This window comes from Bartonella sp. AA97HXZ, from assembly GCF_042196985.1.
Classification (GTDB): Bacteria; Pseudomonadota; Alphaproteobacteria; order Rhizobiales; family Rhizobiaceae; genus Bartonella.
In genome coordinates, this window is record NZ_JBHIRC010000003.1 from 37,608 (window position 1) to 61,876 (window position 24,269).

The 24,269-nt window shown below is 39.3% G+C and carries 19 protein-coding genes and 3 pseudogenes; 11 read left to right on the forward strand and 11 right to left on the reverse strand.

All coding sequences use genetic code 11. From position 1 onward, the window contains the following. Nucleotides 1–9: 9 nt before the first annotated feature. Together ACFINE_RS02980 and ACFINE_RS02985 are read right to left on the reverse strand one after the other, a co-directional pair. A complete protein-coding gene (locus tag ACFINE_RS02980; RefSeq protein WP_375620991.1) occupies nucleotides 10–318 on the reverse strand; it encodes a type II toxin-antitoxin system RelE/ParE family toxin in 309 nt (102 codons plus the stop codon). After that, nucleotides 305–484 (reverse strand): antitoxin, encoded by a 180-nt coding sequence (locus tag ACFINE_RS02985; RefSeq protein ID WP_375620992.1) that lies wholly within the window; start codon nucleotides 482–484, stop codon nucleotides 305–307. Before ACFINE_RS02985 ends, ACFINE_RS02980 begins: the two co-directional genes overlap by 14 nt. Nucleotides 485–981: 497 nt before the next feature. Between ACFINE_RS02985 and ACFINE_RS02990 the strand changes: the two genes are divergently transcribed. From ACFINE_RS02990 to ACFINE_RS03035, 10 genes and pseudogenes are all read left to right on the forward strand, one after another. Beyond that, nucleotides 982–1,350 (forward strand): helix-turn-helix domain-containing protein, encoded by a 369-nt coding sequence (locus tag ACFINE_RS02990; protein WP_375620993.1) that lies wholly within the window; start codon nucleotides 982–984, stop codon nucleotides 1,348–1,350. A 371-nt stretch (nucleotides 1,351–1,721) separates the two neighbouring features. Continuing rightward, nucleotides 1,722–2,087 carry a helix-turn-helix domain-containing protein gene (locus ACFINE_RS02995; RefSeq protein WP_375620994.1) on the forward strand — a complete coding sequence of 122 codons (366 nt, stop codon included), beginning with the start codon at nucleotides 1,722–1,724 and terminating at the stop codon, nucleotides 2,085–2,087. 364 nt (nucleotides 2,088–2,451) lie between these two features. After that, nucleotides 2,452–3,495: a tetratricopeptide repeat protein gene (locus tag ACFINE_RS03000; RefSeq protein ID WP_375620995.1), complete on the forward strand. Its 1,044-nt coding sequence runs from the start codon at nucleotides 2,452–2,454 to the stop codon at nucleotides 3,493–3,495. Nucleotides 3,496–4,101: 606 nt separating this feature from the next. Beyond that, complete coding sequence (locus ACFINE_RS03005) at nucleotides 4,102–4,467, forward strand: helix-turn-helix domain-containing protein (protein WP_375620996.1); 366 nt, start codon at nucleotides 4,102–4,104, stop codon at nucleotides 4,465–4,467. A gap of 375 nt (nucleotides 4,468–4,842) precedes the next feature. Further along, complete coding sequence (locus ACFINE_RS03010; protein ID WP_375620997.1) at nucleotides 4,843–5,211, forward strand: helix-turn-helix domain-containing protein; 369 nt, start codon at nucleotides 4,843–4,845, stop codon at nucleotides 5,209–5,211. A 630-nt stretch (nucleotides 5,212–5,841) separates the two neighbouring features. Beyond that, entirely contained in the window at nucleotides 5,842–6,240 is a 399-nt protein-coding gene (locus tag ACFINE_RS03015) for a hypothetical protein (RefSeq protein ID WP_375620998.1), read from the forward strand. Between the two features lie 338 nt (nucleotides 6,241–6,578). Beyond that, nucleotides 6,579–6,929, forward strand: a pseudogene (locus ACFINE_RS03020) (helix-turn-helix domain-containing protein). 478 nt (nucleotides 6,930–7,407) lie between these two features. Next, nucleotides 7,408–7,983 (forward strand): elongation factor P, encoded by a 576-nt coding sequence (gene efp, locus ACFINE_RS03025; RefSeq protein WP_015856958.1) that lies wholly within the window; start codon nucleotides 7,408–7,410, stop codon nucleotides 7,981–7,983. Nucleotides 7,984–7,994: 11 nt separating this feature from the next. Beyond that, nucleotides 7,995–8,786: an inositol monophosphatase family protein gene (locus tag ACFINE_RS03030; protein WP_375620999.1), complete on the forward strand. Its 792-nt coding sequence runs from the start codon at nucleotides 7,995–7,997 to the stop codon at nucleotides 8,784–8,786. Nucleotides 8,787–8,792: 6 nt separating this feature from the next. Continuing rightward, a pseudogene (locus ACFINE_RS03035) lies at nucleotides 8,793–9,531 on the forward strand (inositol monophosphatase family protein); the annotation flags it as partial. Between the two features lie 123 nt (nucleotides 9,532–9,654). Here ACFINE_RS03035 and ACFINE_RS03040 read toward each other — a convergent pair. The 4 genes and pseudogenes from ACFINE_RS03040 to rpmE form a co-directional block, all read right to left on the reverse strand. Then, nucleotides 9,655–10,932 (reverse strand): hypothetical protein, encoded by a 1,278-nt coding sequence (locus ACFINE_RS03040; protein ID WP_375621000.1) that lies wholly within the window; start codon nucleotides 10,930–10,932, stop codon nucleotides 9,655–9,657. 905 nt (nucleotides 10,933–11,837) lie between these two features. Further along, nucleotides 11,838–12,035, reverse strand: a pseudogene (locus ACFINE_RS03045) (ABC transporter); the annotation flags it as partial. A 97-nt stretch (nucleotides 12,036–12,132) separates the two neighbouring features. Next, a complete protein-coding gene (locus ACFINE_RS03050; RefSeq protein WP_375621001.1) occupies nucleotides 12,133–12,447 on the reverse strand; it encodes an ATP-binding cassette domain-containing protein in 315 nt (104 codons plus the stop codon). A gap of 285 nt (nucleotides 12,448–12,732) precedes the next feature. Beyond that, entirely contained in the window at nucleotides 12,733–12,954 is a 222-nt protein-coding gene (gene rpmE / locus ACFINE_RS03055; protein WP_005774581.1) for a 50S ribosomal protein L31, read from the reverse strand. A gap of 187 nt (nucleotides 12,955–13,141) precedes the next feature. Between rpmE and ACFINE_RS03060 the strand changes: the two genes are divergently transcribed. Next, nucleotides 13,142–14,932, forward strand: a complete 1,791-nt coding sequence (locus ACFINE_RS03060; RefSeq protein ID WP_375621002.1) for an ABC transporter transmembrane domain-containing protein — start codon at nucleotides 13,142–13,144, stop codon at nucleotides 14,930–14,932. A gap of 1,939 nt (nucleotides 14,933–16,871) precedes the next feature. On the opposite strand, the gene ACFINE_RS03065 is transcribed toward ACFINE_RS03060, so the two are convergent. The 5 genes from ACFINE_RS03065 to tkt all read right to left on the reverse strand — a co-directional run bounded on the left by ACFINE_RS03065 (nucleotide 16,872) and on the right by tkt (nucleotide 24,036). Further along, nucleotides 16,872–17,309 (reverse strand): hypothetical protein, encoded by a 438-nt coding sequence (locus tag ACFINE_RS03065; RefSeq protein ID WP_375621003.1) that lies wholly within the window; start codon nucleotides 17,307–17,309, stop codon nucleotides 16,872–16,874. 662 nt (nucleotides 17,310–17,971) lie between these two features. After that, complete coding sequence (locus ACFINE_RS03070; protein WP_375621004.1) at nucleotides 17,972–19,003, reverse strand: class I fructose-bisphosphate aldolase; 1,032 nt, start codon at nucleotides 19,001–19,003, stop codon at nucleotides 17,972–17,974. A gap of 106 nt (nucleotides 19,004–19,109) precedes the next feature. Next, entirely contained in the window at nucleotides 19,110–20,303 is a 1,194-nt protein-coding gene (locus ACFINE_RS03075; protein WP_375621050.1) for a phosphoglycerate kinase, read from the reverse strand. A gap of 515 nt (nucleotides 20,304–20,818) precedes the next feature. After that, complete coding sequence (gene gap / locus ACFINE_RS03080) at nucleotides 20,819–21,826, reverse strand: type I glyceraldehyde-3-phosphate dehydrogenase (RefSeq protein ID WP_375621005.1); 1,008 nt, start codon at nucleotides 21,824–21,826, stop codon at nucleotides 20,819–20,821. Nucleotides 21,827–22,029: 203 nt separating this feature from the next. Further along, nucleotides 22,030–24,036 (reverse strand): transketolase, encoded by a 2,007-nt coding sequence (tkt, locus tag ACFINE_RS03085; RefSeq protein WP_375621006.1) that lies wholly within the window; start codon nucleotides 24,034–24,036, stop codon nucleotides 22,030–22,032. Nucleotides 24,037–24,269: the final 233 nt, after the last annotated feature.

The following is a 24,269-nucleotide window of genomic DNA, read 5'->3' on the forward strand; positions in this document are numbered from 1 at the left end:
CTCATTAGATTAAAGAAAAATAGGAAATTCACGTCGGGCATGTACTACAGCTACAATTTCGATTTGATGTGCAGCTACTCGATACAATATAAGGTAATTTGGATGCGCTACAATTTCTCGTAATCCTAATACCTTCTCACTCTGTCTGTATAAATATGGATGTTCTGCCAATGGCAGTACGGATGCTTCCAAAAACCTTTTCATTCGGCGCGCAGCAGATGGATTCTCGCGAGCAATATAGGTAACATCTGACGCAAATCGTCGCGCGCCGAAGACAACCAAACAACCGGAAGCATCACTTTTCCTATTCAGCTTCAAGCTGACTGATTATAACTTCCATTTCAGCCATAACCTCATCATGCGGAATAGGAGGATATGGATTTGCAAGACTGCTCGCTACCTTATCGCGCAGCCATGCAGTGTAGCTGCTTTCCTGTTCAACGGTTTCGAACTCTGAAATTAGCGGAGAAAGGGTGGTCTTCATAATATATGTCCTTTCTATTCCTGAATATTGAAGATAATTACTCTTGGCTATGTTGTCAATACTAGCGAATTGAAAATGTTTAACTTTTAAGCGTCCAAAGTTCTTTTGATCTTAAAACTTAAGGCTTTTTAACCCTCTCAAAAAACACGGGGGCTGTTGTCATGATTTTGACAATCATTCCAGAAAGGTTTAAGAGGCAGATAGCCTCTCAGTAAAAAACAAATTTTGTAAGTAAAAAACTATTTTTATTGTAAATTTCCTGAAATTACTTTATGAATTAAAAGATGTTTTGGTCGCATACGCAACGACCAAAAGGGAACTGAAAACCCTAGATCCGAGCGTAAAAATAAACCCACTCCTGTGGGTATCCCGGAATTCCGGGAGATTTTGCTATGTCCAGGTGCTTCTCAGCACTAAAAGCAAAATGCTGACTCGGATTCAGTGTTTTCAGACTCCCGGAATACTCATGCGAGGGCGCTCGCAACCGGCGCGGAAAAATGCAATCTCAAAATCTTAATATTGATCTTTTTACTGGCAAAAAAATTCGTTTGAGACGAAAAATGCTAAAAATGTCTCAAACAACTTTAGGGCACGCTTTAGGCGTCAGCTTCCAACAAATTCAAAAATATGAAAACGGCTTAAATCGTGTCAGCGCAGGGCGTTTAATGGAAATTTCTGATATTTTGAATGTTCCCATTGCCTTTTTTTTTTACGCGGATATCATTACAAAACAACAGCCCCCATACCACCATGAAGAAATCGCATCAAGCACAGAGGAATACCTGCTGCTCAAAAGATTTAGAGTTCTAACCTCGATAAAACAGAAAGCCTTTTTACAGCTGATCTCTGATGAGAATGCAAGCTAACATCACGCGATAGCGTGCGCTATTCAAAGTCCCCTTTGTGAACGCTTTATTGCTTGAATGCAAAACATGCCACCCCTCCATTTTAAGAAACGACACGTTAAGAGACACTATTTTAATTTTTATTGTAAATTTCCTAAAATTACTTTATGAATTAAAAGATGTTTTGGTCGCATACGCAACGACCAAGAGGGTCTTGAAAGCCCGAAAATCTAAACATGAATTTACCCCACTTTGTGGGTATCCCGGAATTCCGGGAGTTTTTGCTATGTCCAGGTGCTTTAAGCACTAAAAGCAAAAAAAGCTGATTAGATTTCAGTACTTTCAAGCTCCCGGAATACTCATGCGAGGGCGCTCGCAACCGGCGGGGAAAAATGCAATCTCAAAATCTTAATATTGATCTTTTTATTGGCAAAAAAATTCGTTTGAAACGAAAAATGCTAAAAATGTCTCAAACAACTTTAGGGCACGCTTTAGGTGTCACTTTCCAACAAATTCAAAAATATGAAAACGGCTTAAATCGTGTCAGCGCAGGGCGTTTAATGGAAATTTCTGATATTTTGAATGTTCCACTTTCCTTTTTTTATGCCGATATCATTACAAAACACCAGCCCCCGTATCATCATGATGAAATCGCATCAAACACAGAGGAATACCTGCTGCTCAAAAGATTTAGAGTTCTAACAACGGTAAAAAAGAAAGCCTTTTTACAACTGATCTCTGATGAGAATGCAAGCTAACATCACATGAATAGCGTGCGCTATTCATAAGCATTCATACGTATTTTAAAAAGCAACCTCCATTGTAAGCATTTTTTCATTTTAGGGGGATAAGCCATTGATATAATAGAAGATAAGCATCTTTACATACGATAACCCCTCATCATTATTATTTTTAACAGGACTGTATTATTTTTAACAGAACTGTTTTAAACAGTCTGTCTCTCGTCGACATTTATGCTACTTTTTTAACTTACCCAACCCTACCTTGAACCAAGACGAAAAACTGAGAGATAAAAAGTAATATAGAAATGAGATTCTTATACGGCTTGTAATGATGAAAAAAAAATGTGAAAATTCTGATCGGTAATGAGGAGAAAACACCATGATCAAGAGAAGCGTGAAGCTGCTTATCTTAGGCGTGATTGGGCTTGCAAGTTCTGCTGTAAGTTCAGCGGGAAACACTGAAGAAATCTCAAATTCTGAAAGCTCTTTCAATACGATTCAAGAAGCTTCAAACACTCAAGAACCCTTTCAGCCCTTAAAAGCTGGAGACTATGACCAAGCCTATGACTATTACATCCAAGGTTATTATTTAAAAGCTTTTCGTGAAGCACTCCGACGTGCTGAAAAAAATGATCCTTTTGCACAAACTCTTCTTGCCCGAATTTATATGGAAGGATGTGCTGTTCCTATTGACGGTGCGCGTGCTGCTTTATGGTTTGAACGCGCTGCAAAACAGGGGGAACCCCAAGCACAACTACGCTATGGACTTATGTTGTTCGATGGTAACTTTATAAAACAAAATCAAGAACTTGGTGCGCAATTCATTCAAAAAGCTGTCAAAGCAGGCGTCAAGGAAGCCTATTTTTATTATGGACAACTGCTTCTTTATAAAGCCTCACAGGAAAAACAAGCTCTCCCTGGTGTTTCTTCCCAAAGTCGTGAAAATGAAGCAATAGAGCAAGCCTTAAAATGGTACTTAAAAGGTGCTGCTCTTGGGGATGCTGAAGCGGCTTTTTCTGCTGCAAAAATTCTTTCCTTAGGCACATTAAAGCGACCAAAAGATGATCGCAATGCCCGCAAGCTCATGGAAGTAGCAGCTCAAAACAACCACTTAAAAGCTCAACTTCATTTAGCACAATGGCTTGTACAGGGGCGTGGAGGAGAAACAGATTTTCAGCGTGCTTTTCATTTACTTCACAGAAATGCCGTCAACATGATTGCACCAGCACAGATTTCCCTTGCAAGGCTTTATCGAGATGGCACAGGAACAAAAGGCGATATAATAATGGCAGCGGCATGGTATATGCTCGCAAAGGAAGCAAAAATGCAAGCTCCTGATCTTGAAATAATGCTCCAAGGCATGGACAAGACACAACTAGAAAAAGCGCACAAAGAAGCAATAAAGCTCCTTCCTGTTTTTTAAAATACTCCTCTCTGCTTCAAAAAGATAAAATTTATAGAAATTCCGGGAGATTTTGCTCTGTCCAGGTGCTTTAAGCACTAAAAGCAAAAAGGCTGATTCGAGGTCAGTGTTTTTAGACTCCCGGAATACCAACGCGAGGGCGCTCGCAACCGGCGGGGGCTTTAAAATGCGAGCCAAAAATCTTGATAATGACATTTTCATTGGTAAAGAAAACGCACTGGTATCATTTGCTTAACAAACAATATCCAATAAGCAAAAGAGCTAGACTATCCCGAAAATTCCGCAAGCTCTATTTTTTCATTCTTTTTGCTTGGACGAAAAACACGCCGTCTCTTATAAAAAAACTATTTTTTATTGCCAAGCCTCCGAAATTACTTTACATATTTAAAGGTATTTTTGATCGTATACGCAACGATCAACGGGGATTAAAAACCCTAAGGTCCGATACATAAAAATGAACCCACTCTGTGGGTATCCCGGAATTCCGGGAGATTTTGCTATGTCCAGGTGCTTTAAGCACTAAAAGCAAAATGCTGATTCGGACTCAGTGTTTTTAACTCCCGGAATACCAATGCGAGGGCGCTCGCACTCGGAGGGGGCTTTAAAATGCGAGCCAAAAATCTTGATAATGACATTTTCGTTGGCAAAAAAATTCGTTTGAGACGAAAAATGCTAAAAATGTCTCAAAAAACATTAGGTCAACATTTAGGTGTTACTTTCCAACAAATCCAGAAATATGAAAACGGCTTAAATCGTGTCAGCGCAGGGCGTTTAAAAGAAATTGCCGATATCTTAAATGTTCCACTTGTCTTTTTCTATGCGGACACCTCAGCAAAACAACAGCTCCCATACCCTCATGATGAAATCGCATCAAGTACAGAAGAATACCTGCTGCTCAAAAGATTTAGAGTTCTAACAACGGTAAAAAAGAAAGCCTTTTTACAGCTGATCTCTGATGAGAATGCAAGCTAACATCACGCGATAGCGTACGCTATTCAAAGCCCCCCTTGTGAACACTTTATTGCTTAAATGCAAAACATGCCACCCCTCCATTTTAAGAAACGACACGTTAAGAGACGCTATTTTAATTTTTATTGTAAATTTCCTGAAATTACTTTATGAATTAAAAGATGTTTTGGTCGCATACGCAACGACCAAAAGGGGCCTTGAAAACCCTAAGTTCTAGCGTAAAGATGAACCCACTTTGTGGGTATCCCGGAATTCCGGGAGTTTTTGCTATGTCCAGGTGCTTTAAGCACTAAAAGCAAAAAGGCTGACTAGAACTCAGTATTTTCAAGCTCCCGGAATACCAACGCGAGGGCGCTCGCAACCGGCGGGGGCTTTAAAATGCGAGCCAAAAATCTTGATAATGACATTTTCGTTGGCAAAAAAATTCGTTTGAGACGAAAAATGCTAAAAATGTCTCAAAAAACATTAGGTCAACATTTAGGTGTTACTTTCCAACAAATCCAGAAATATGAAAACGGCTTAAATCGTGTCAGCGCAGGGCGTTTAAAAGAAATTGCCGATATCTTAAATGTTCCACTTGTCTTTTTCTATGCGGACACCTCAGCAAAACAACAGCCCCCATACCCTCATGATGAAATCGCATCAAGTACAGAAGAATACCTGCTGCTCAAAAGATTTAGAGTTCTAACCTCGATAAAACAAAGAGCCATTTTACAATTACTCTCTGATCAAAATGAAAGCTTTTAACATCATGACATAGAGCACTACACTCTCTGTTCTTAACTTGCCTCCCACCCCTCAAAGGACAGAAGCCCCTTCCCTATCCGGTTGGGAAACAATCCGTCTTCTCAGAACAGAACTCTTTTAGCTTCCCATTTTATGTGGTTCATTTCACAAAATTATCCGGACAAGCTCCCCCTCAAATATTCACCACACACTCTCATAAAAACATCACATGTGCAAAGTTTTATGTCTTATAGCACCACACCTCAAACGATAGTATTTAAAAAAACAGAATAAACATTCATACGTATTTAAAAAAAGATAGCCCTTAAAAAGCAATGCTTGAAAATTTTTTTGATCAATCTGGAATAACACTTAACACATCATTTTATAATAGAGATGGAGGACATGATCTTAACATGCAAACGCAAAAAATTGCTTTTTTATCATAATCACTAAAAGCAGCAGTTTATTAAAATATACGCCACCAGAAGCACTTCAAGCAGCCTTTACAGCTGAAACCATTATTCATTGATTAATTAACCGATTGATTAGATACCGATATGTTGTTAATGTGCTATGCGTAAAGTTGCTCTTATTTCTGGAAGAGGAGCTTCGCAAATAAAGAGCAACAATAAGTAAGGGGAATTAAAGATGTTAAAATATTTATTGCTGTCACCGGTTGTGTTGGTGGCTGGTTGCGCATCTGTAGGCAGTTATTCATCAAATTATGTTGATCAAAGTCTTACAAAGCGTCAGGCACAATTAGTTGCTAACAAATTTATTAGCGGTAACAAAGGGTTTTTACCACCAGCTACAACCACACTTCTTATAAAGAAAAATAATACAGCAGACAACTTTACTCCTTTATTTATCAATCTGTTGCGACGGAATGGATATAATGTGATCTATACAGATCAACCTCAAAAGCAACAAAACATGGGTGTGAATTTGAGTTATAGAATAAGATTAAATAGTAGCACTATAGTGTCTCTTTTTCAGTATAACGTGAACGGAGAGCCGCGTTCTTATATAAATACTCAGCCCAGATGAACCCGCTATTTAATGTAAACATACTCTATATTTTACACGTAAAGACTTAAAAGCTCTTGCGAAAGGCAAAGAGATTTGCACCTCAATAAAAAACCTCATTTTTAGCCAGAGTGGATAAATTTTATTATAGATTGTGACAATACAAAATAATGTAAATTATAGCTTTGAGATTTAAGAAAAGAAGAATACTAAAAATAATGAAAATGCCCCACACCCTAGTGAATTGTTACGCGAAGATGTAAATGCAAAACTTGGACTATCTGTGATTGAAGCAGCTGAAGAGTTTTCTATATCCCGTGTAGCATTTTCTAGGGGCTTGGTAAAATCCTTATAACGACATTTTCAGTGGCAAATTCATTGGCAAAAAAATTCGTTTGAGACGAAAAATGCTTAAAATGTCTCAAAAAACATTAGGTTAACATTTAGGTGCCACTTTCCAACAAATCCAGAAATATGAAAACGGCTTAAATCGTGTCAGCGCAGGGCGCTTAAAATAAATTGCCGCTATCTCAAATGTTCCACTTTCCTTTTTCTATGCTGATATCTTAACAAAACAACAGCCCCCATACCACCATGATGAAATCGCATCAAGTACAGAAAAATACCTGCTTTTAAAAAAATTTAGAGTCCTAACCTCGATAAAACAAAGAGCCTTTTTACAATTACTCTCTGATCAAAATGAAAGCTAACACCCCGCGATAACACACACCACGCTCTATCCCATGAGACACTCATAATAAACTCCGTATTCACATATTCTTAATTAAAAACACCTCATGGTTTTAGGGAACTTATATCATTACCATCAATTATATCATTGCCATCAATGATGATATTTTACGACACAACGGGATAAATTTCCCCCAAAATTCTAAAAAATTTTTGTGCAAATTTTTAAAAAGCTTGCGTCTGAGCGCTTTTTATGGTCTTGCAAAGAGCTGAAAAGCAAAAATACATAAAGGTTCTTTTTTACTTAAGCTTTTCTCTTTGCAAAAAGCAGGAGAAAGCCCATAAAGAGCACACAGGACCATGAGAGAGCAGCAAGGTTAATCAAAGGGATTTTAGCCCGAAAATAACAAAAGAGCTTGACCGTTAAAGGCAGCAAAGAAAAGCGCCATAAAGACAACAAGAGAGTTCTTTTTGCAAGAATAGAATTGGATAGAAACGATGAAAATTAATGGCAATGAAATTCGCCCTGGTAATGTGATCGAACATCAAGGAAGCTTATGGGTTGCTGTTAAATGCAACGCTGTAAAACCAGGAAAAGGTGGTGCATTTAACCAAGTTGAAATGAAAAATTTGATTGATGGTACAAAACTTAATGAGCGATTTCGCGCTGCTGAGACAGTTGAACGCGTGCGCCTTGAACAAAAAGATTTCACCTTTCTTTATCAACAAGGGGATGCTTTGGTCTTTATGGATTCAGAATCTTATGAACAACTAGAACTTCAAAAGGATTTTGTTGGTGAACGTGCTGCTTTTCTCCAAGATGGGATGACTGTCACAGTTGAACTTTATCAAGAAAAGCCTATTGGCATCTCACTTCCTGATCAAGTTGCTGTCACGATTGCAGAAGCCGATCCTGCCATCAAAGGACAAACGGTTACCTCCTCTTATAAACCCGCCATTCTTGAAAACGGAATTCGTATTCTTGTTCCCCCCTTTATGAATGCTGGTGAACGTATCATTGTAGACACCAATGAGTTGATTTATTTGCGTCGTGCAAATGAAAAAGATAAATAAAGGAATAAAAAATGGCCCATTCTGCAGTCATGAATGTCATGGTGCAAGCTGCAATGAAAGCAGGACGCTCGTTGGTACGTGATTACGGTGAAGTGCAAAATTTGCAAGTGTCTTTGAAAGGACCAGCAGATTATGTCAGCCAAGCAGATCGCAAAGCGGAAAAAATTATTTTCAATGAACTAAGCAAGGCGCGCCCCAAATTTGGTTTTCTGATGGAAGAGTCAGAAGAAATCATTGGAGAAGATTCACAACACCGTTTTATTGTTGACCCTTTAGATGGCACCACAAATTTTCTCCATGGCATTCCTTTTTTTGCTGTTTCCATTGCCTTAGAAAGCCAAGGAAAAATCGTTGGTGGTGTCATTTACAATCCCGTGAATGATGAACTCTTCACCGCAGAACGCGGGTGTGGTGCTTTTTTCAATGACCGCCGCTGTCGCGTTTCTGCTCGACGCAGACTAGAAGATTGTGTCATTGCCACAGGAATGCCTCATTTTGGTCGCCCAAATCATGGAACCTACCTTATTGAATTACGTAATGTGATGGCAGAGGTTGCCGGACTTCGCCGTTTTGGGGCTGCTGCTCTTGATTTAGCTTATGTGGCTGCTGGAAGAACCGATGGCTTTTGGGAAGATAACCTGCAAATTTGGGATATGGCTGCTGGAATACTGATGGTTCGTGAAGCCGGTGGTTTTGTCACCGATAAAGAAGGCGGCAACAATATATTTCGCAAAAAAAATATCATTGCCGGCAATGAACACATTCGCCTAAAATTAGAAAAAACCCTCAAAAAAGGCATTTAAGCCTAAAAAAATCCAGCAGATTACCTCAGCCAAGCAGATCGCAAAGCGGAAAAAATTATTTTAAATGAATTAAGCAAAGCGCACCCCAAATTTGGTTTTCTGATGGAAGAGTCAGAAGAAATCACTGGAGAAGATTCACAACACCGTTTTATTGTTGACCCTTTGAGATGGCACCACAAATTTTCTCCATGGCATTCCTTTTTTTGCTGTTTCCATTGCCTTAGAAAGCCAAGGAAAAATCGTTGGTAGTGTCATTTACAATCCCGTGAGTGATGAACTCTTCACCGCAGAACGCGGGTATGGTGCTTTTTTCAATAACCGACGCTGTCGCGTTTCTGCTCGACGCAGACTGGAAGATTGTGTCATTGCTACAGGCCCATGCCTCATTTTGGTCGCCCAGGTCATGGAACCTATCTTATTGAATTACGCAATATAATGATGGAAGTTACTGGACTGCACTGTCTTAGCGCTGCTCTTGAGTTTATCTTATGGTACCGCGGGAAAAACCGATGGTTTTTGGGAAGATAACCTGCACATTTTTAATAAAACTACCAGCATACTAATGGTTCGCAAAAACGGTGGTTTTGTCACCGATAAAGAAGGTAGCAGCGATATATTTCGCAAAAAAAATATCATCACAACAAAACGCCCCAAGAAGCAACAACGACATCAGAAGCCAACATTCTCCCCTACTTCTCTTAAGAAATCACCGCCTACACAGCAAAAAAGATTGACTATAATTTAAAATATCCCCTCTCTGCTAAGGGCTATCACATATGCCTCTCATAGTTTTCACCTCTACATGACAACAGAAATTTTAGCAAATCCATTGATTTATACAGCCATTCCCCCCCCCTTCATTTAACCATTATCTCAGATAGTCTATGAAATACTCTCGAGATTTATAGTAACAAAAATCTTTGTTTTCCAAAATTGCTTTCTGCATTTCACTTGCAAGCTGCTCTTTATCTTTTTCAATAGCCTCTTTCAGCGCCTTTATCTTCTTATCCCCAAAGATAACTTTTAATTTTTCTTTTAACTTTTTTTCCTCAACAAGCTTCTCCCAAAAGATCAATCGGTTATCGCATTTCTCATTTGATGATTTCATCCACTCTTTAACGCCTAATTTGTAAGCTTCTTCAAATGTTGGTATCTTTTCATCAAGGACTAGGTCTTTTTTCTCTTCTTTATCTCTCTCTTTACAAACCTCCATTGCCCTTTCAACCGTAGAGTAACAACAACTTTTATCAAAGGCAATATATCCTTCTTTCACCGTATCAATAAGCATCTTATAGTAAATGAAAGTTTCTCTTGCCGTCTTATAATCACTGGAAACATCATACAATAAGGATAGAAGCTCTCTTTTACAAATGCACAGTACACTACTGTCACCAGGCATACTCCCAAATCCTCCCAGTTTTTTTAGCGTTTCATATTCAGTATATTTAGGTATGTCTTCAAAGTAAATTTCCAGAGATGCTAAGTCACGATAGAGCCCTGAAGCTTTATCCTTTTGTTGCTGTTCGTATTCAGCTGTAATCATATCATCAATCATATATAACCACCAATGAAACAACAGCATTGTAGGCTTATAGCGCTTTTTTTTCGTCAAAGGATCCACAAACTTTCGTAATGTGACACCATTCTGTCTCATGAATCGCACAACTTTAGGATAAGTTTCTTTAAAAATTGGACGCATCATTAATTCATTTATTTTTTTGATATGTTCATCAGTAAATTCTACTTCCAGCGCCTTTTCATAGAGAAAAAATATATCTACATATCCTTGAGCACAAATATCTTGTACCATTGGATGCTGCTGTTTTTTAGATTCATAAGATTCAGAAATGTATCCAATTTTTTTTATCTCTAATATACTCCTTTCCCATTCCTTTACTTCTTCATCCCATTGTTTAATCCATTTTGGCGATATTTTTTGAGTTTTTTTAACAAGCCTTTGTTCCCATTGTGCAATAATATCTTGGTATATCGCGCACTCTCGATCTTTTAGCTGCAGTAATTTTTCAAACTGTTCAAGTTGTTCATTTAATTGCTTTTTCTGATAATTTGCTAACCAAAGACTATAGATTATGCTCCCTATTATAACTATTCCTACTATAACTATGAAAGTATCGTGATCACTCATTCTTGCTTTCTTTTATTTTCACCAATATTTAACGCAGCTCTTTTATCGATTTCTCAATATTGTATCATTATGTGTACATATGATTTGAAAATCACTACATATTATATTTTAATAAAAACAACACACAAAATATAGATATTTTTATTGGTAAAATAAAACAATTTGTATTTAATTGTACTGCTCTAATGATTTATGCACTTTTAAGAAGAGCTTTATAATTCTTAAAATGCACTCCCACAATATTGGTTCAAAGTACTCAAAAGCCTAACACAGCAAAACATGGCTGCGTGCTCACCTTGTTTTATAAAATTGATAAAAAGCGTCTCTCTGCTCATTTATCGGCTCTTTTTTAGTAAAGCGACATCATCATACACTTTCCTAATCCCCTCAATATTACTACAGCCCCTAAAACTTGGGACGCTTCATGAAGAGGACTTATTCTTTCTTTAAGTATTTTTACTTCACGCAATCTTCCCTGCTTGGTATATGCAAGAGACATGGTTTTGACTAATGCAACATAATCAAATTTGAAACGAGAAATTCCATGTAAGATCTTTCATGAAAAACAATGAGTTATCCTTATAAATCAACGTGACAGTGCTGTTATGAAGAGAACTCCTCGCTCATCTTAATAGTCCATAGCGATTTAACTGGATATCGTTTTATATTCTATACACAGAAGTGTCTTTATAAAAATACTTCATCTCAGGCAAAAAAAAAAGAACAGCCTATTAAAAAAGAAAAACATCTCAATGCTTGCCTTTCTTTTTTCCATGAGAGTTTCAAATTGATAAGCCTGTCTGAAAAGAGTGCTGTTTATGCCCTTAAAAATACTGCTCTTGTATCAAGATCACTTACTCAGATGAGAATTGCAGTTTAGCCAAATGCGCATAAACATTATTTTTTTATAATGAGTTGTGTGTTCCTTCTTCCACAAAAGCGCCTTTATCTATCACGAGAATACGATCAGCTTTTAAAATTGTTGCCAAACGATGGGCAATGACCAAGGTTGTACAATTTTGCATCAATCCTTCTAAGGCATTTTGCACTAACTTTTCACTGTTTGCATCTAAAGAAAATGTTGCTTCATCAAGCAGCAACATTTTGATTTATAATAATAATTCATTATTTTATAGGTTGAATGAGAATCCCGAATACCGTAAGATTCTCTCATTTCAAACCTGTTCCATGGTGAACCAATCAAAACCATGTTTTTTGCACGTACCAAGCGGAGAGAGCCCACGTGAATAAAAAACTATTAAGAAAGAACTTAAAATGCCTATAATAAATTATCTCAAGTGCCAAGGGCTGTAGCAACATCCACGAGTTGGCAAATATAATGATGGTGCCGGCTTGCAGTAAGAGGGCTGCATTTCTTAAAATCGCGCGTGCAATACCAATGCGTTGTTTTTGCCCCCCAGAAAGCATGGTACCACGTTCTTCTACTTGCGTATCCAAGCCATCTGGTAAAGCTTGAATAAATTCAAATGCATTGGCCGCTTTAGAAGCGGCCAAAATTTCCTCTCCATGGGTATGTTCAGTTCCAAAAAAGAAGAAAAGTTTACAATTATTTTATTTCAAGTCTTTATACTCTAGGGAAGAAAGGATTTATGCATATATTCAAAATGATTTTTGAATTTAAAAACGCAACCACAATGATTTATAAGTATTTAAGACCCATCTGTTTATGTCGGATGCGTTTTTGAATTAATATTTAAAGTGCACTCTTTGATAGGATAAAAAACTCATCGTTTGCAATCGATTTGTTTAAAACCCTTGTTCCCCATAAAAAGGAGGCTTTTACATGCCAATATTACCAAAACGATTTTTGAATTTAGAAAGACGACCACCACGATCTACGAGTGTTTGGGAGCCACCTGTCCATGCCGGATGCGTTCTTGGATCAATATCTAGATTAAGAGTATCGCCTTCTTTTCCCCAAGTAGAGCGCGTCGTATATTGGGTTCCATCCGTCATAACAACGGTAATTTTATGATAGTTGGGGTGAATATTCGCTTTCATGCGTCAAACCTTTTGCGTTTATAGAATGAAATAGCACTTGCTTGTTTTTTTAAGTGCACTTCCTTTGTCTTTTTGATACATTGATTTAAAGTATTTATTCCTATAACTGAGCACGCATCAAAAAACAAGTGTTCAAGATACATCATTGTATCAAGTGTTACAAATCCAATACAGTGAGCAAAATTTTATGACATTACGTTCTCGTTCAGAAAAATCGACAAAGTCTTCCCCTAAAAAATCTTCATTCTCTTCGCTTGCAATTTTTGTTCCTTATCTTTTGCGCTATCGTTGGTTGTTTATCTTTGCTTTTCTAGCGTTATCTGTTGCTGCTCTAGTCACATTAGCTTTGCCTGTGGCTATCCGCCAAATGTTTGATCATGGGTTTTCTACTTCAAGCCATGGACATATCAATTTTTACTTTGGAATTTTGTTTATCTTAGCCTTGTTTCTCGCATTTGCTTCAGCAGCCCGTTATTACTGTGTTATCACCTTAGGAGAACGGATTGTTGCCGATTTACGGCGTGATGTGTTTGTCCATATTATGAAACTTTCTCCTGCTTTTTTTGATCGGTCACATTCAGGAGAGATTGTTTCAAGGCTTCTAACAGATACCACACAAATAAAATTAGCTGTGGGCTCTACCGCCTCTACCGCATTGCGTCAGCTGATTATCGTGATCGGAGCCGTCGTAATGATGGTGATCACCAATGCTAAATTGTCTTTGTTGGTTTTAGCTGCTATTCCTGTTGTGGCCATTCCCTTAGTAGTCTTTGGACGTAAAGTTCGCTCTCGTACCCGCGCGGCGCAAGATCGTCTCGCAGATGCCAATGCTGTTGCTACAGAGCAGGTAAGTGCTATTCGCACTGTGCAAGCTTTTACCGCTGAAAAACTCGTTACAATACGTTTTTCACAATTGATAGAACGTGCTTTTCAAACAGCACGTGCTTCTGTAATCTTGCGCTCCTTTTTTACGGGGTTTGCAATTTTTTTGGTTTTTAGCAGTGTGGTTGCTGTTTTATGGATTGGATCGCGTGATGTTTTGAATGGAACGATGACAGGAGGGACATTAGGGCAATTTGTCCTTTATGCGGTTTTTGGAGCTTCTACTTTTGCGCAATTATCGGAACTGGGAGCAGAATTAATCCAAGCAGCCGGCGCTGCTGAACGGCTTGCCGAATTGTTACAAGAACAACCTACTATTGTAGCTCCTAAAAATGCTTTATCATTAGAGCAACCTGTTCGAGGTGAACTTGTTTTTGATCAGGTTGATTTTACCTATCCTTCTAGACCACAAGAGAAGGTTTTACGCTCGCTTTCATTTTCTGTAAAAGCAGGCGAAACGGTTGCTTTTGTTGGGGCTTCCGGAGCAGGAAAAAGCAGCATTTTTTCTTTGATCCTTCGTTTTTATGACCCGACAAATGGAACAATTCGGTTGGATGGCATAGAAATTAATCGCCTTTCTTTACAAGATTTACGTAGTGCAATTTCCTATGTTCCACAAGATGTTGCTATTTTTGATGGAACATTGCGTGATAATATTATTTTTGGAACTGAAAATACCCATGAAGAAGAAATCCTTGCTGCTGCTAAAGCGGCTAATGCACTTGAATTTATTCAAGCTTTACCAGATGGCTTGGATACGCAAGTAGGAGAACGCGGTACCATGCTTTCTGGGGGGCAAAAACAACGCATTGGTATTGCGCGGGCAATTTTAAGAAATGCACCCTTGTTGCTGCTTGATGAAGCAACATCTGCTTTAGATGCGAACAGTGAAAAGTTGGTGCAAGACGCCTTAGAAGGGTTGATGCAAAACCGCACAACCTTGGTCATTGCACATCGTTTGGCAACAATTTTAAAAGCAGATCGCATTCTTGTTATGGATAAAGGCGCCCTTGTGGAAGAAGGAACCCATGCCGAACTTGTGGCAAAAAATGGCGTTTATGCTTACCTCGCAAAACTCCAATTTTCACCCGAATAAGTAATCTTGATACAAGAGTAATATCTTTAAGGGCATAAACAGCACTTTTTTCAGACAGGCTTATCAATTTAAATCTCTCATGGAAAAAAGAAAAGCAAGCATTGAGATGTTTTTCTTTTTTCTGCGCAAGATGGAGTATTTTTATAAAGACACTTCTGTGTACAGAATATAAAATAATACCAAGTTAATCGCTATGGGCTATTAAGATGTGCAAGGAGTTCTCTTCATAACAGCACTGTCACGTTGATTTATAAGGATAATTCATTGTTTTTCATGAAAGATCATGAATACCATAGGATTTTCTCATGTCAAACCCTCATAGTGAATCAAACAAAATCTCTTGGCTTGCTCATCACAAGCAGAGTTGGCGTGTGGAGTAAAACGGTACAAGAAAGGAATGAAATACCTCCCTTGCCCCTTTACGTTCTAAGGGCTGTCAAAACATTGGGGCGCTGACAAAAGAGTATACGCTGGCAAAAAGTATAATAGGTGCTCGCTTTCTTGAAGCCTTTATGCGGGCTCACTTGATAGGCTCTAGGGACACAAGCACTACCCTAAAGACTGACCACACTCTTTAAAAAAACTGAATATGAAAAACTTTTCATACCCTCTCTCACCGCTATAAATAATAGTGTTTACCGAAAATCATGACAAATTGTAATTCACAAATACGCTTCTCTCTATTGCAAGAATATCCTTTTCTTCTCTTTCAAAAAAACGAACACTTTTTGAACACTGTTTGCAGATCCATATTATTGAAAAAGAGCAAAGACTCTTTTAGCACTTTTTGGCTTCTTATAACTTTGTGAGAGCACATGAGCAACAGCTTTTATAATAAACTGGCTTTTGGCAAAATTGTAAAATTTTACCAAATTTATTGTTTTTAAATATCACCACGACCACTGTTCTGCTCTTGCAGACACGCAACCTCAAAACAACGTCTCTTTGCTCACAAATCGTCTCTCCAGCTCTCTCTTTCAGTCATAGCCCATAAAATAAGGATAGAGTACTTCGATTGAATACCATCTTCTCACCCCCTCCAAGCCCCATATATTTTACAGCCCTCAACTTTATAGCACCCCCTGTCGTGCTTTAAGAAAGCATTTTAACGATGATAAGAACATGTACAAAGAGGATATATCTTTAGGGTATTTATGTTTTAAAGCTTGCACTAAATCATAATTTTTTTTGTATAGCGAGCCAAGCATATGCAGAACTGACACCCTAACCATTTCAAACCATGCAGCTGTTTCAGGAACAGATAAGCCAAGTTCTACGATTATATCTTCAACCACGAATTCACCGAAGTACGGAAGATTTTCACGATTTTTTAGCGCTCCCTCTTCAGTGATCCTCTAGATAATTAACTCATTCAGCATCTATACCAGCAAAGCGAAATATTACGTGCTAATTTTCCTTTACATTCATTAGCCAAGCCCCCTCAAAATAACCTTTTAGTGAATAGAGCTAAAAGGATAAGTCTTCAAAACCATTTGGTGAGATAGCTATATCAAGAGCACCTAAAATACGCCTTAGTTTCTAAGAATAGGCAACTTCCCCCTTTTATCGTATCAGTCTTGTAGAAGGCTTTAAACCCTTTATCTTCAAATCAATAAATCATAATTGGATTATATTGCATAAAGATGCTTTTTCTCATTTTTCCATTTAACACACGATAAGTTACCATTTAGGCACGATGAGAAGCTTTCCCCTTATATCATACATGAGAAAAACAAAATAAGCCGTTTGAGTGTCTTAAGGTCAAGGATGCCGATAGGCGCAATTTGTAAAGGGTTACCTTGAGGCTTAAGGACCCAAAGCTTGTTAGTCCCTTCATTAAACGCGGGTTTGATGTTATGATTTTGGAGAGCGATTATTAAGAATTTGAGAGGCAGACAGCCTCTCATTTTGATTTGTATGCAAACGAATTGCACCCTATTTATTCAGGGAGAATAAGAACATACCCAGGAGGTGCTAAACGGAATAAGAGAGCATCGTAACCCCAACTAGCAGACAGGCAGCAAATAGAAGAAACGCCTTCAAGAATTGTTAAGAGTAATGCGAACGATATACCGGCTTCATCTGCTGTTGCGTCACGGCGTTCTAAGAGGTATCCGACAAAAAAGAAAAAGCACCCTATTCCACTCACCGACCCAAAGACTTTTAATGCGGTATGAACCGGTCCACGTATGTTGAGCAAGATAATAAAAATTATGAAAGTAAATACTGTAAAGATCCCTTCGAATACCCCACGCACCATATTGCACAATTTTCGCATCATAATTGCAGAAAAGCTCTGTTCTGCGTATTGATTTTTTCTTTTGATGCTTGTATTCTTAGAAGATATACTGTTATTTTTAGAAGATATACCGTCCACAACTCCCCCCGTTTTAAGCCAAGATGCTATGAAGTTAATTACTTTTAATTATATCATCAAAAAATACAAGAAAAATTTATCCATTTTAACGAAAAAATAGGTGTTTTATTGAGGGGCAAATCTATTTTCTTTCGCAAGAGTTATTCAATTCGTTCGCCAATAGAAAGTCTACCCCCATTGAAGAAGAAGCTACCCTGATGCAGAAAAGCTTCATAAGCTGTATTCCAATCCGCTCAGAAATCGCAACTCTCTAATCTACCCGCTTAATCCACCTTTAAAACTGCAATCAAATGAATTCTGCTGATGACAAGTAATGATAACATGAAAAAGAAAAAATATCACAATATCAAACTCTTCAATACAGTATGAGCTTTATGATTTTCACTCAAAAAGTAAGTACCACCTCATGAACGACACCATACTAAAGTGCTGTGCATTCACAAATTTCCTAGCATTATCTCCCCTTCTCGAAATTGCACCTCTCCCGCAATCTTATCTCTCGATAGCACCCATTAAAGACTTTTAAAAGGTCCAAGGAAAAAACTCTCTGAGAAAGCTTTTAAGCCTAAAATGCCCCCGCCATTTTTATCATGATGAGGGCACCCAAAAAATCACGCAGAAATATGAAAAATCTCTCCGCATTTAAGAACAGAGCTTGTGCTTCAATCGCACGCTTTTTCTTGTTCTTTTGTCCATTGTCCCAAAGCCGCAAGATGGTTCATCCGAGCCCGATGACTAAATGCCTTCTGTGCAACAGCAATATTCTCATCTTTTCCAGCCCATGCTTTTAAGGCAGCTGCTTGCAATGCGCGTCCATAGGAAAAGGTCAATTTCCAAGGCAATGCGCCCAAAGAATTCATAGCAGATAAATGCGCCGTTGCTTCCTGATCAGACTGTCCTCCAGAAAGAAAAGCAATTCCGGGAACAGCGGCAGGAACAGTCTGTTTAAGCACCTGGACAGTCTTTTCAGCAACTTCTTCAACAGAAGCCTTGCGAGCATCCTTTCCATCAATCACCATATTGGGTTTTAAAATCATCCCCTCCAAAAGAACACGAGCTTCAAACAATTCTTTAAAGACAGCCTGCAAAACAGTGCGTGTCACCTCAAAGCAGCGTGTAATTGAATGCCCACACGATGATCCATCCATCAACACTTCCGGCTCAACAATGGGCACAATATTGAACTCCTGACATAAGGCAGCATAGCGTGCAAGAGCTTGTGCATTTTGTCTTATGGCGCCTCTTGTTGGCAAAGTGTGTTCATCAATAGCAATTACCGCCCGCCATTTAGCAAAACGTGCTCCCAAAGCATAATAATCTTTTAGCCGCTCACGAAGACCATCCAACCCTTCGGTAATTGTTTCTTGGGGAAAAGCAGCCAAGGGTTTTGCACCGGTATCAACTTTAATCCCTGGCAAAGCGCCTGAATCCCGAATAAGATCCGTCAACATTTTCCCAATTGATGCTTTTTGCCGAATGGTTTCATCAAATAAAATAACCCCAGAGATGGCGTTTTCCATCGCTTCTTTTGTACTAAAAAGCATTTCACGATAAGCACGGCGCTTATCTTCATTGGATTCAACACCAATGCTTTCAAAACGCTTTCCAATGGTCGCCGTACTTTCATCTGCCGCCAAAATACCTTTACCCGCATGCACCAAAGCAAGTGCAATATCTTCAAGCCGTTCATTCATAAAAAATTCCTCTTATTTTGTCTTAATTTCTAAAAATGCGCAACACTATCAAAACACTCTACACGATTGTATAGCTTTTCTTTAACCTTCCCTTCAAAGAAGCCCTTTAAGCCTGCATAAGAGCAAGAATACCAGGAAGAACCTTACCTTCCATCCATTCCAAAAAAGCTCCTCCAGCAGTTGAGAGATAAGTAAAATCATTGGCAACACCGGCATGATTAAGGGCAAAAACCGTATCGCCCCCTCCCGCAATTGAAACCAAATTTCCCGTCAAACTACGTTCTGCTGCATGGCGTGCAACGGCAATGGTTCCCTTATCAAAGGGAGGCATCTCAAAAACACCAAGGGGTCCATTCCACACAAGAGTAGCAGCTTCATCTATCGCAGTATTGATATGCGCAATAGAGCGCGTCCCAATATCCAATATCATGCCATCTTGTGGAATATCTTCAATGTCATAAAGACGATGCGGTGCATCTTTTTCAAAACGAAATCCCACAACAGCATCCTGAGGGAGCAGAAGCGTACAGTGACACTCTTGCGCTTTTTTAATGATTTTTTTTATCGTTTCCATCAATGCATGTTCACACAGTGATTTCCCTACATGGATACCTTGCGCAGCTAAAAAACTATTAGCCATCCCCCCACCAATAATTAAGGAGTCAACTTTTTCCACCAAATGATTGAGCACAAAAAGCTTACTAGAAACCTTTGCTCCTCCCACAAGAGCAACCACAGGACGTGCTGGATTGCCAAGTCCTTTTTCTAATGCCTGCAATTCACCTTGCAAAGACCGTCCTGCATAAGAAGGCAACAAATGCGTTATTCCCTCCACCGAAGCATGGGCACGATGAGAAACTGAAAAAGCATCATTGACATAGAGATCTCCATTATGAGCCAAAGCTTCTGCAAAAGAACAATCATTCTTTTCTTCACCAGCATAAAAACGAACATTTTCAAGCAGTAAAACACCACCATTTTGTAATGACTCAACTGCAACCTGCACCGCCGAACCGATACAGTCCGGAGCAAAAGCAACCGGCTGATTAATGATCTTTTCCAGCACTTGCACAACAGGACGGAGTGAAAACTCTTGCTCTACCTTTCCTTTGGGGCGACCACAATGAGAAAGCAGAATAAGTTTAGCACCACGCTTTTGCAGCTCAACGAGTGTCTCTTTATGTCGTACAAGACGCGTCTCATCGCATACCTTACCTTGCGCCATAGGAACATTAAAATCTACGCGCACCAGAACACGTTTACCCAAAACATCAACATCATCAAGTGTACGAAACCCCATCACTGCTTCCTCTTCACTTTCCATTGTTTCAAATAAAAACGCATCCAACAACCCTGCCCACTTTTCTTTCCACTTATCCCCCTCTTTGCTTTTACAAGAGATCCACGACAGCCTATCTCTCACCCTTTGCTTAATAAAAATCCAAAGCTTTTATCGTCAAATGTACAAAAGCCCACCATTGCTCTTAATCTTCATATTCCATTGTGGCAAACAAATGCATTGGCTCAACTTGATCTCTATTAAAGCTTCCTTTTACTTCTAGGAAAAAGAGTTTACATCTCCTGTTTTCTAACGTTTTCTCAAAGGGTATCTCGTTCAGATCTTACTTTTTCAAAGTTTACTCTTTCATGCATCTTTTAAAAGCACGTATTGACACAGTATTAAAACAAAACACATCATCAATTTTTCAATAGCCTCTTCTCTCTAGCGCATGAGAACAACAGCCTCTAACTGTTTTTCTCAAAATTGCACAAAAATGAGACTTTTCCTTATAAAAAGAGGACCCTGAGGTCCTCTTATATTGTCTGAGCAAAAGCCACTGCCGTATCACTCATACGGTTAGAAAAGCCCCATTCATTATCATACCAAACCAGAACGCGACAGAGCTTACCATCAATCACTTTGGTTTGATCATTGTGGAAAATAGCTGAATGAGGATTATGATTAAAATCACAACTCACGAGTTTCTCTTCTGTAGTGTCCAAAACGCCCTTCAAAGAACCCTGTGCAGCAGTAGCAATAGCTGTATTAATTTCTTCGATTGTTGTGGAACGCTTAGCGATAAATGTCAAATCAACCACAGAAACATTAGGGGTCGGAACACGAATCGATACACCATCAAGCAATCCCTTTAATTCTGGCAAGACCAATCCCACAGCTTTTGCCGCTCCTGTTGAGGTAGGAATCATAGAAAGAGCTGCCGCACGTGCACGATAAAGGTCCCGATGCATTGTATCCAATACAGGTTGATCACCCGTATAAGAATGGATTGTTGTCATAAAGCCCTTTTCAATGCCCACCGTATTGTGTAAAACTTGTGCAACAGGCGCCAAACAATTGGTTGTACAAGAAGCATTTGAAACAACGCGATGCTCGCTGCTTAAAGATTGATGATTAACCCCATAGACGACCGTAAGATCTGCTCCTTCAGAAGGCGCAGAAATAAGAACACGCTTTGCCCCCGCATCTAAATGAGCACTTGCTTTATCACGCGCAGTAAAAATACCCGTACATTCCAAAGCAATATCGATATCCAAATCTTTCCAAGGCAATTGAGCAGGATCACGCTCTGCGCATACCTTTATTAAACCACCTCCCACATCAATAGCATCCCCTACCACCTTAACGATCCCAGGGAAACGCCCATGAACTGAATCATAGCGTAATAAATGGGCATTTGTTTCCACCGATCCCAAATCATTAATTGCAACCACTTCAATATCTTGTCGTCCACTTTCCACAAGCGCACGTAAAATATTGCGACCAATACGACCAAACCCATTAATTGCAACACGAACTGTCATTTCACATGTTTCCTCATCAATTTTTAAAAGCACAACATTTAAAACACAATAAATGGGTATTTCACCAATCCAAAATCATTAATTCCCACAATGTCAATATCTTGATCACTCACTCACTTATCCACAATAATGCACAAGATCATCCACAGCACTGCACAGAATATGATGCCCTACAATCACCCCATTCATGACAACACAAGCTGTCACTTTGTCTTTTCCTCTTTGATCTTTTCCAGCTCTTTTTCAACGGTGGCAACGACATTTTCCCAAGTAATACCAAAATGCGCATAAAGGGCATCAATTGTTCCACTTGCCCCAAAGCCCTCCATACCAATAAACACACCATCACAGCCAATAAAACGATCCCATCCTTGGGCGACAGCAGCTTCAATGGCAATTTTAATCGGTGCATCTCCAATGAGAGCACGCTGATAGGAGAGAGATTGTTGAGAAAAAAGTTCAAAACAAGGCACAGAAACCACACGCGTTGGGATGCCTTTTTCTTCTAACACCGCATGTGCCTCCACTGCAATTTGCAATTCTGAACCAGAAGCAAACAGCGTCACTTGTGCATCATCGCTAGCTGTTAGGAATTCATAAGCACCAAGCATACAGAGATTTTCTTCTTCATACTCTTGACGCAAAAGCGGTAGATTTTGTCGACTTAAAGCCAAGGTAGAAGGCGTCCCGCATGCTTTCAAAGCCAATTGCCAACACTCAACTGTCTCCATAGCATCGGCAGGACGGAACACAAAATGATTAGGCATTGCACGCAGGCAAGCCAAATGCTCTACGGGTTGATGGGTCGGACCATCTTCACCAAGACCAATAGAATCATGAGTCATGACATAAATCACCCGCAACCCCATGAGAGAAGACAAACGCATAGCAGGACGCATATAGTCAGAAAAGCATAAAAAGGTTCCCCCATAAGGAATAAAGCCGCCATAAAGGGCAAGACCATTCATCACAGCTCCCATTGCATGTTCGCGAATTCCATAATGCAGATAGCGCCCTGAAAAATCTTCAGCAGAGATACTTTTCATCTGGCTGCTTTTTGTATTATTAGATCCGGTTAAATCAGCCGAACCACCAATAGTCTCAACAACGACCTCATTGATCACTTCAAGAGCCATTTCCGAAGCTTTACGCGTAGCAACAACGGGGCGCTCTTCAACCAATTTCTGTTTATAAGTATCAATAGCGCCATCAAATCCGCCCACGAGATCGCCCCGCATCAATCTTTCAAACTCCACACGCTCTGAGACAGGAAGATCAGCAAATTTTTCTTCCCATTTTTGGCGTTTTTTAGCAGCATTGAGACTAGCCAAGCGCCAATTATCGAGAATATCGGCTGGAATAACGAAAGGCTCAGCATCCCACCCTAACGCGATACGGGTTTCAGTGATTTCTCGTGCGCCCAAAGGGGCTCCATGAATTTTATTGGTACCCGCTTTATTGGGTGCTCCAAAGCCAATTGTTGTTTTACAAGCGATCAAAGTTGGTTTATCGGAATTTTGTGCCGCCTCAATAGCTCGCGCAATTGCTGCTTGATCATGCCCATTGACTTTATGTGTCTCCCAACCAGATGCCTTAAAACGCGCAATCTGATCTGTACTGTCAGCAAGGGAAATCTTTCCATCGATAGAAATATTATTATCGTCCCACAACACAATAAGCTTATTGAGTTTCAAATGACCGGCAAGGGAAAGTGCTTCTTGAGATATCCCTTCCATAAGGCATCCATCGCCCACCAACGCATAAGTGTAATGGTTGATAAGATCACCAAAACGGGCATTTTGCAAACGCTCTCCAAGAGCCATCCCCACGGCATTAGCCAATCCTTGTCCGAGAGGACCAGTCGTTGTTTCGATTCCTGCCACATGCCCATATTCTGGATGCCCAGCAAGCTTTGCTCCTAATTGGCGAAAATTTTTGAGATCTTCAATGCCAATATCTTCATAACCAGAAAGATACAAGAGAGCATAAAGCAACATAGACCCATGTCCTGCTGATAACACAAAACGATCACGGTTAGGCCAGCGAGGTTTTTTGGGGTCATGAGCAAGGAATCTTGTATAAAGAACCGTAGCAATATCGGCTGCTCCCATTGGCAAGCCCGGATGACCAGAATTTGCTTTTTCAATCGCATCAATAGCAAGAAAACGGATAGCATTGGCCATCTGATTCTGTTGGTGGGTGTTTGTCATGAATAATCGACCATTTCGTTAAATACGTTATTCTGTTGCTTTTTCCGTATTCTCTTAAAATTCTCAAGAAATACTATTTTCTAACCATTAGCGTGAGACTTTTTGCCACCACTTCAATAATATTAATAACATTCCCCTCACGCGTTCTGTATATCCATGTCATTTATGCCAATACGCGCAAAAAATCCAGCTTTTAATTTATATCTATCCCCTGCTTTGCTTGCTAAAATATC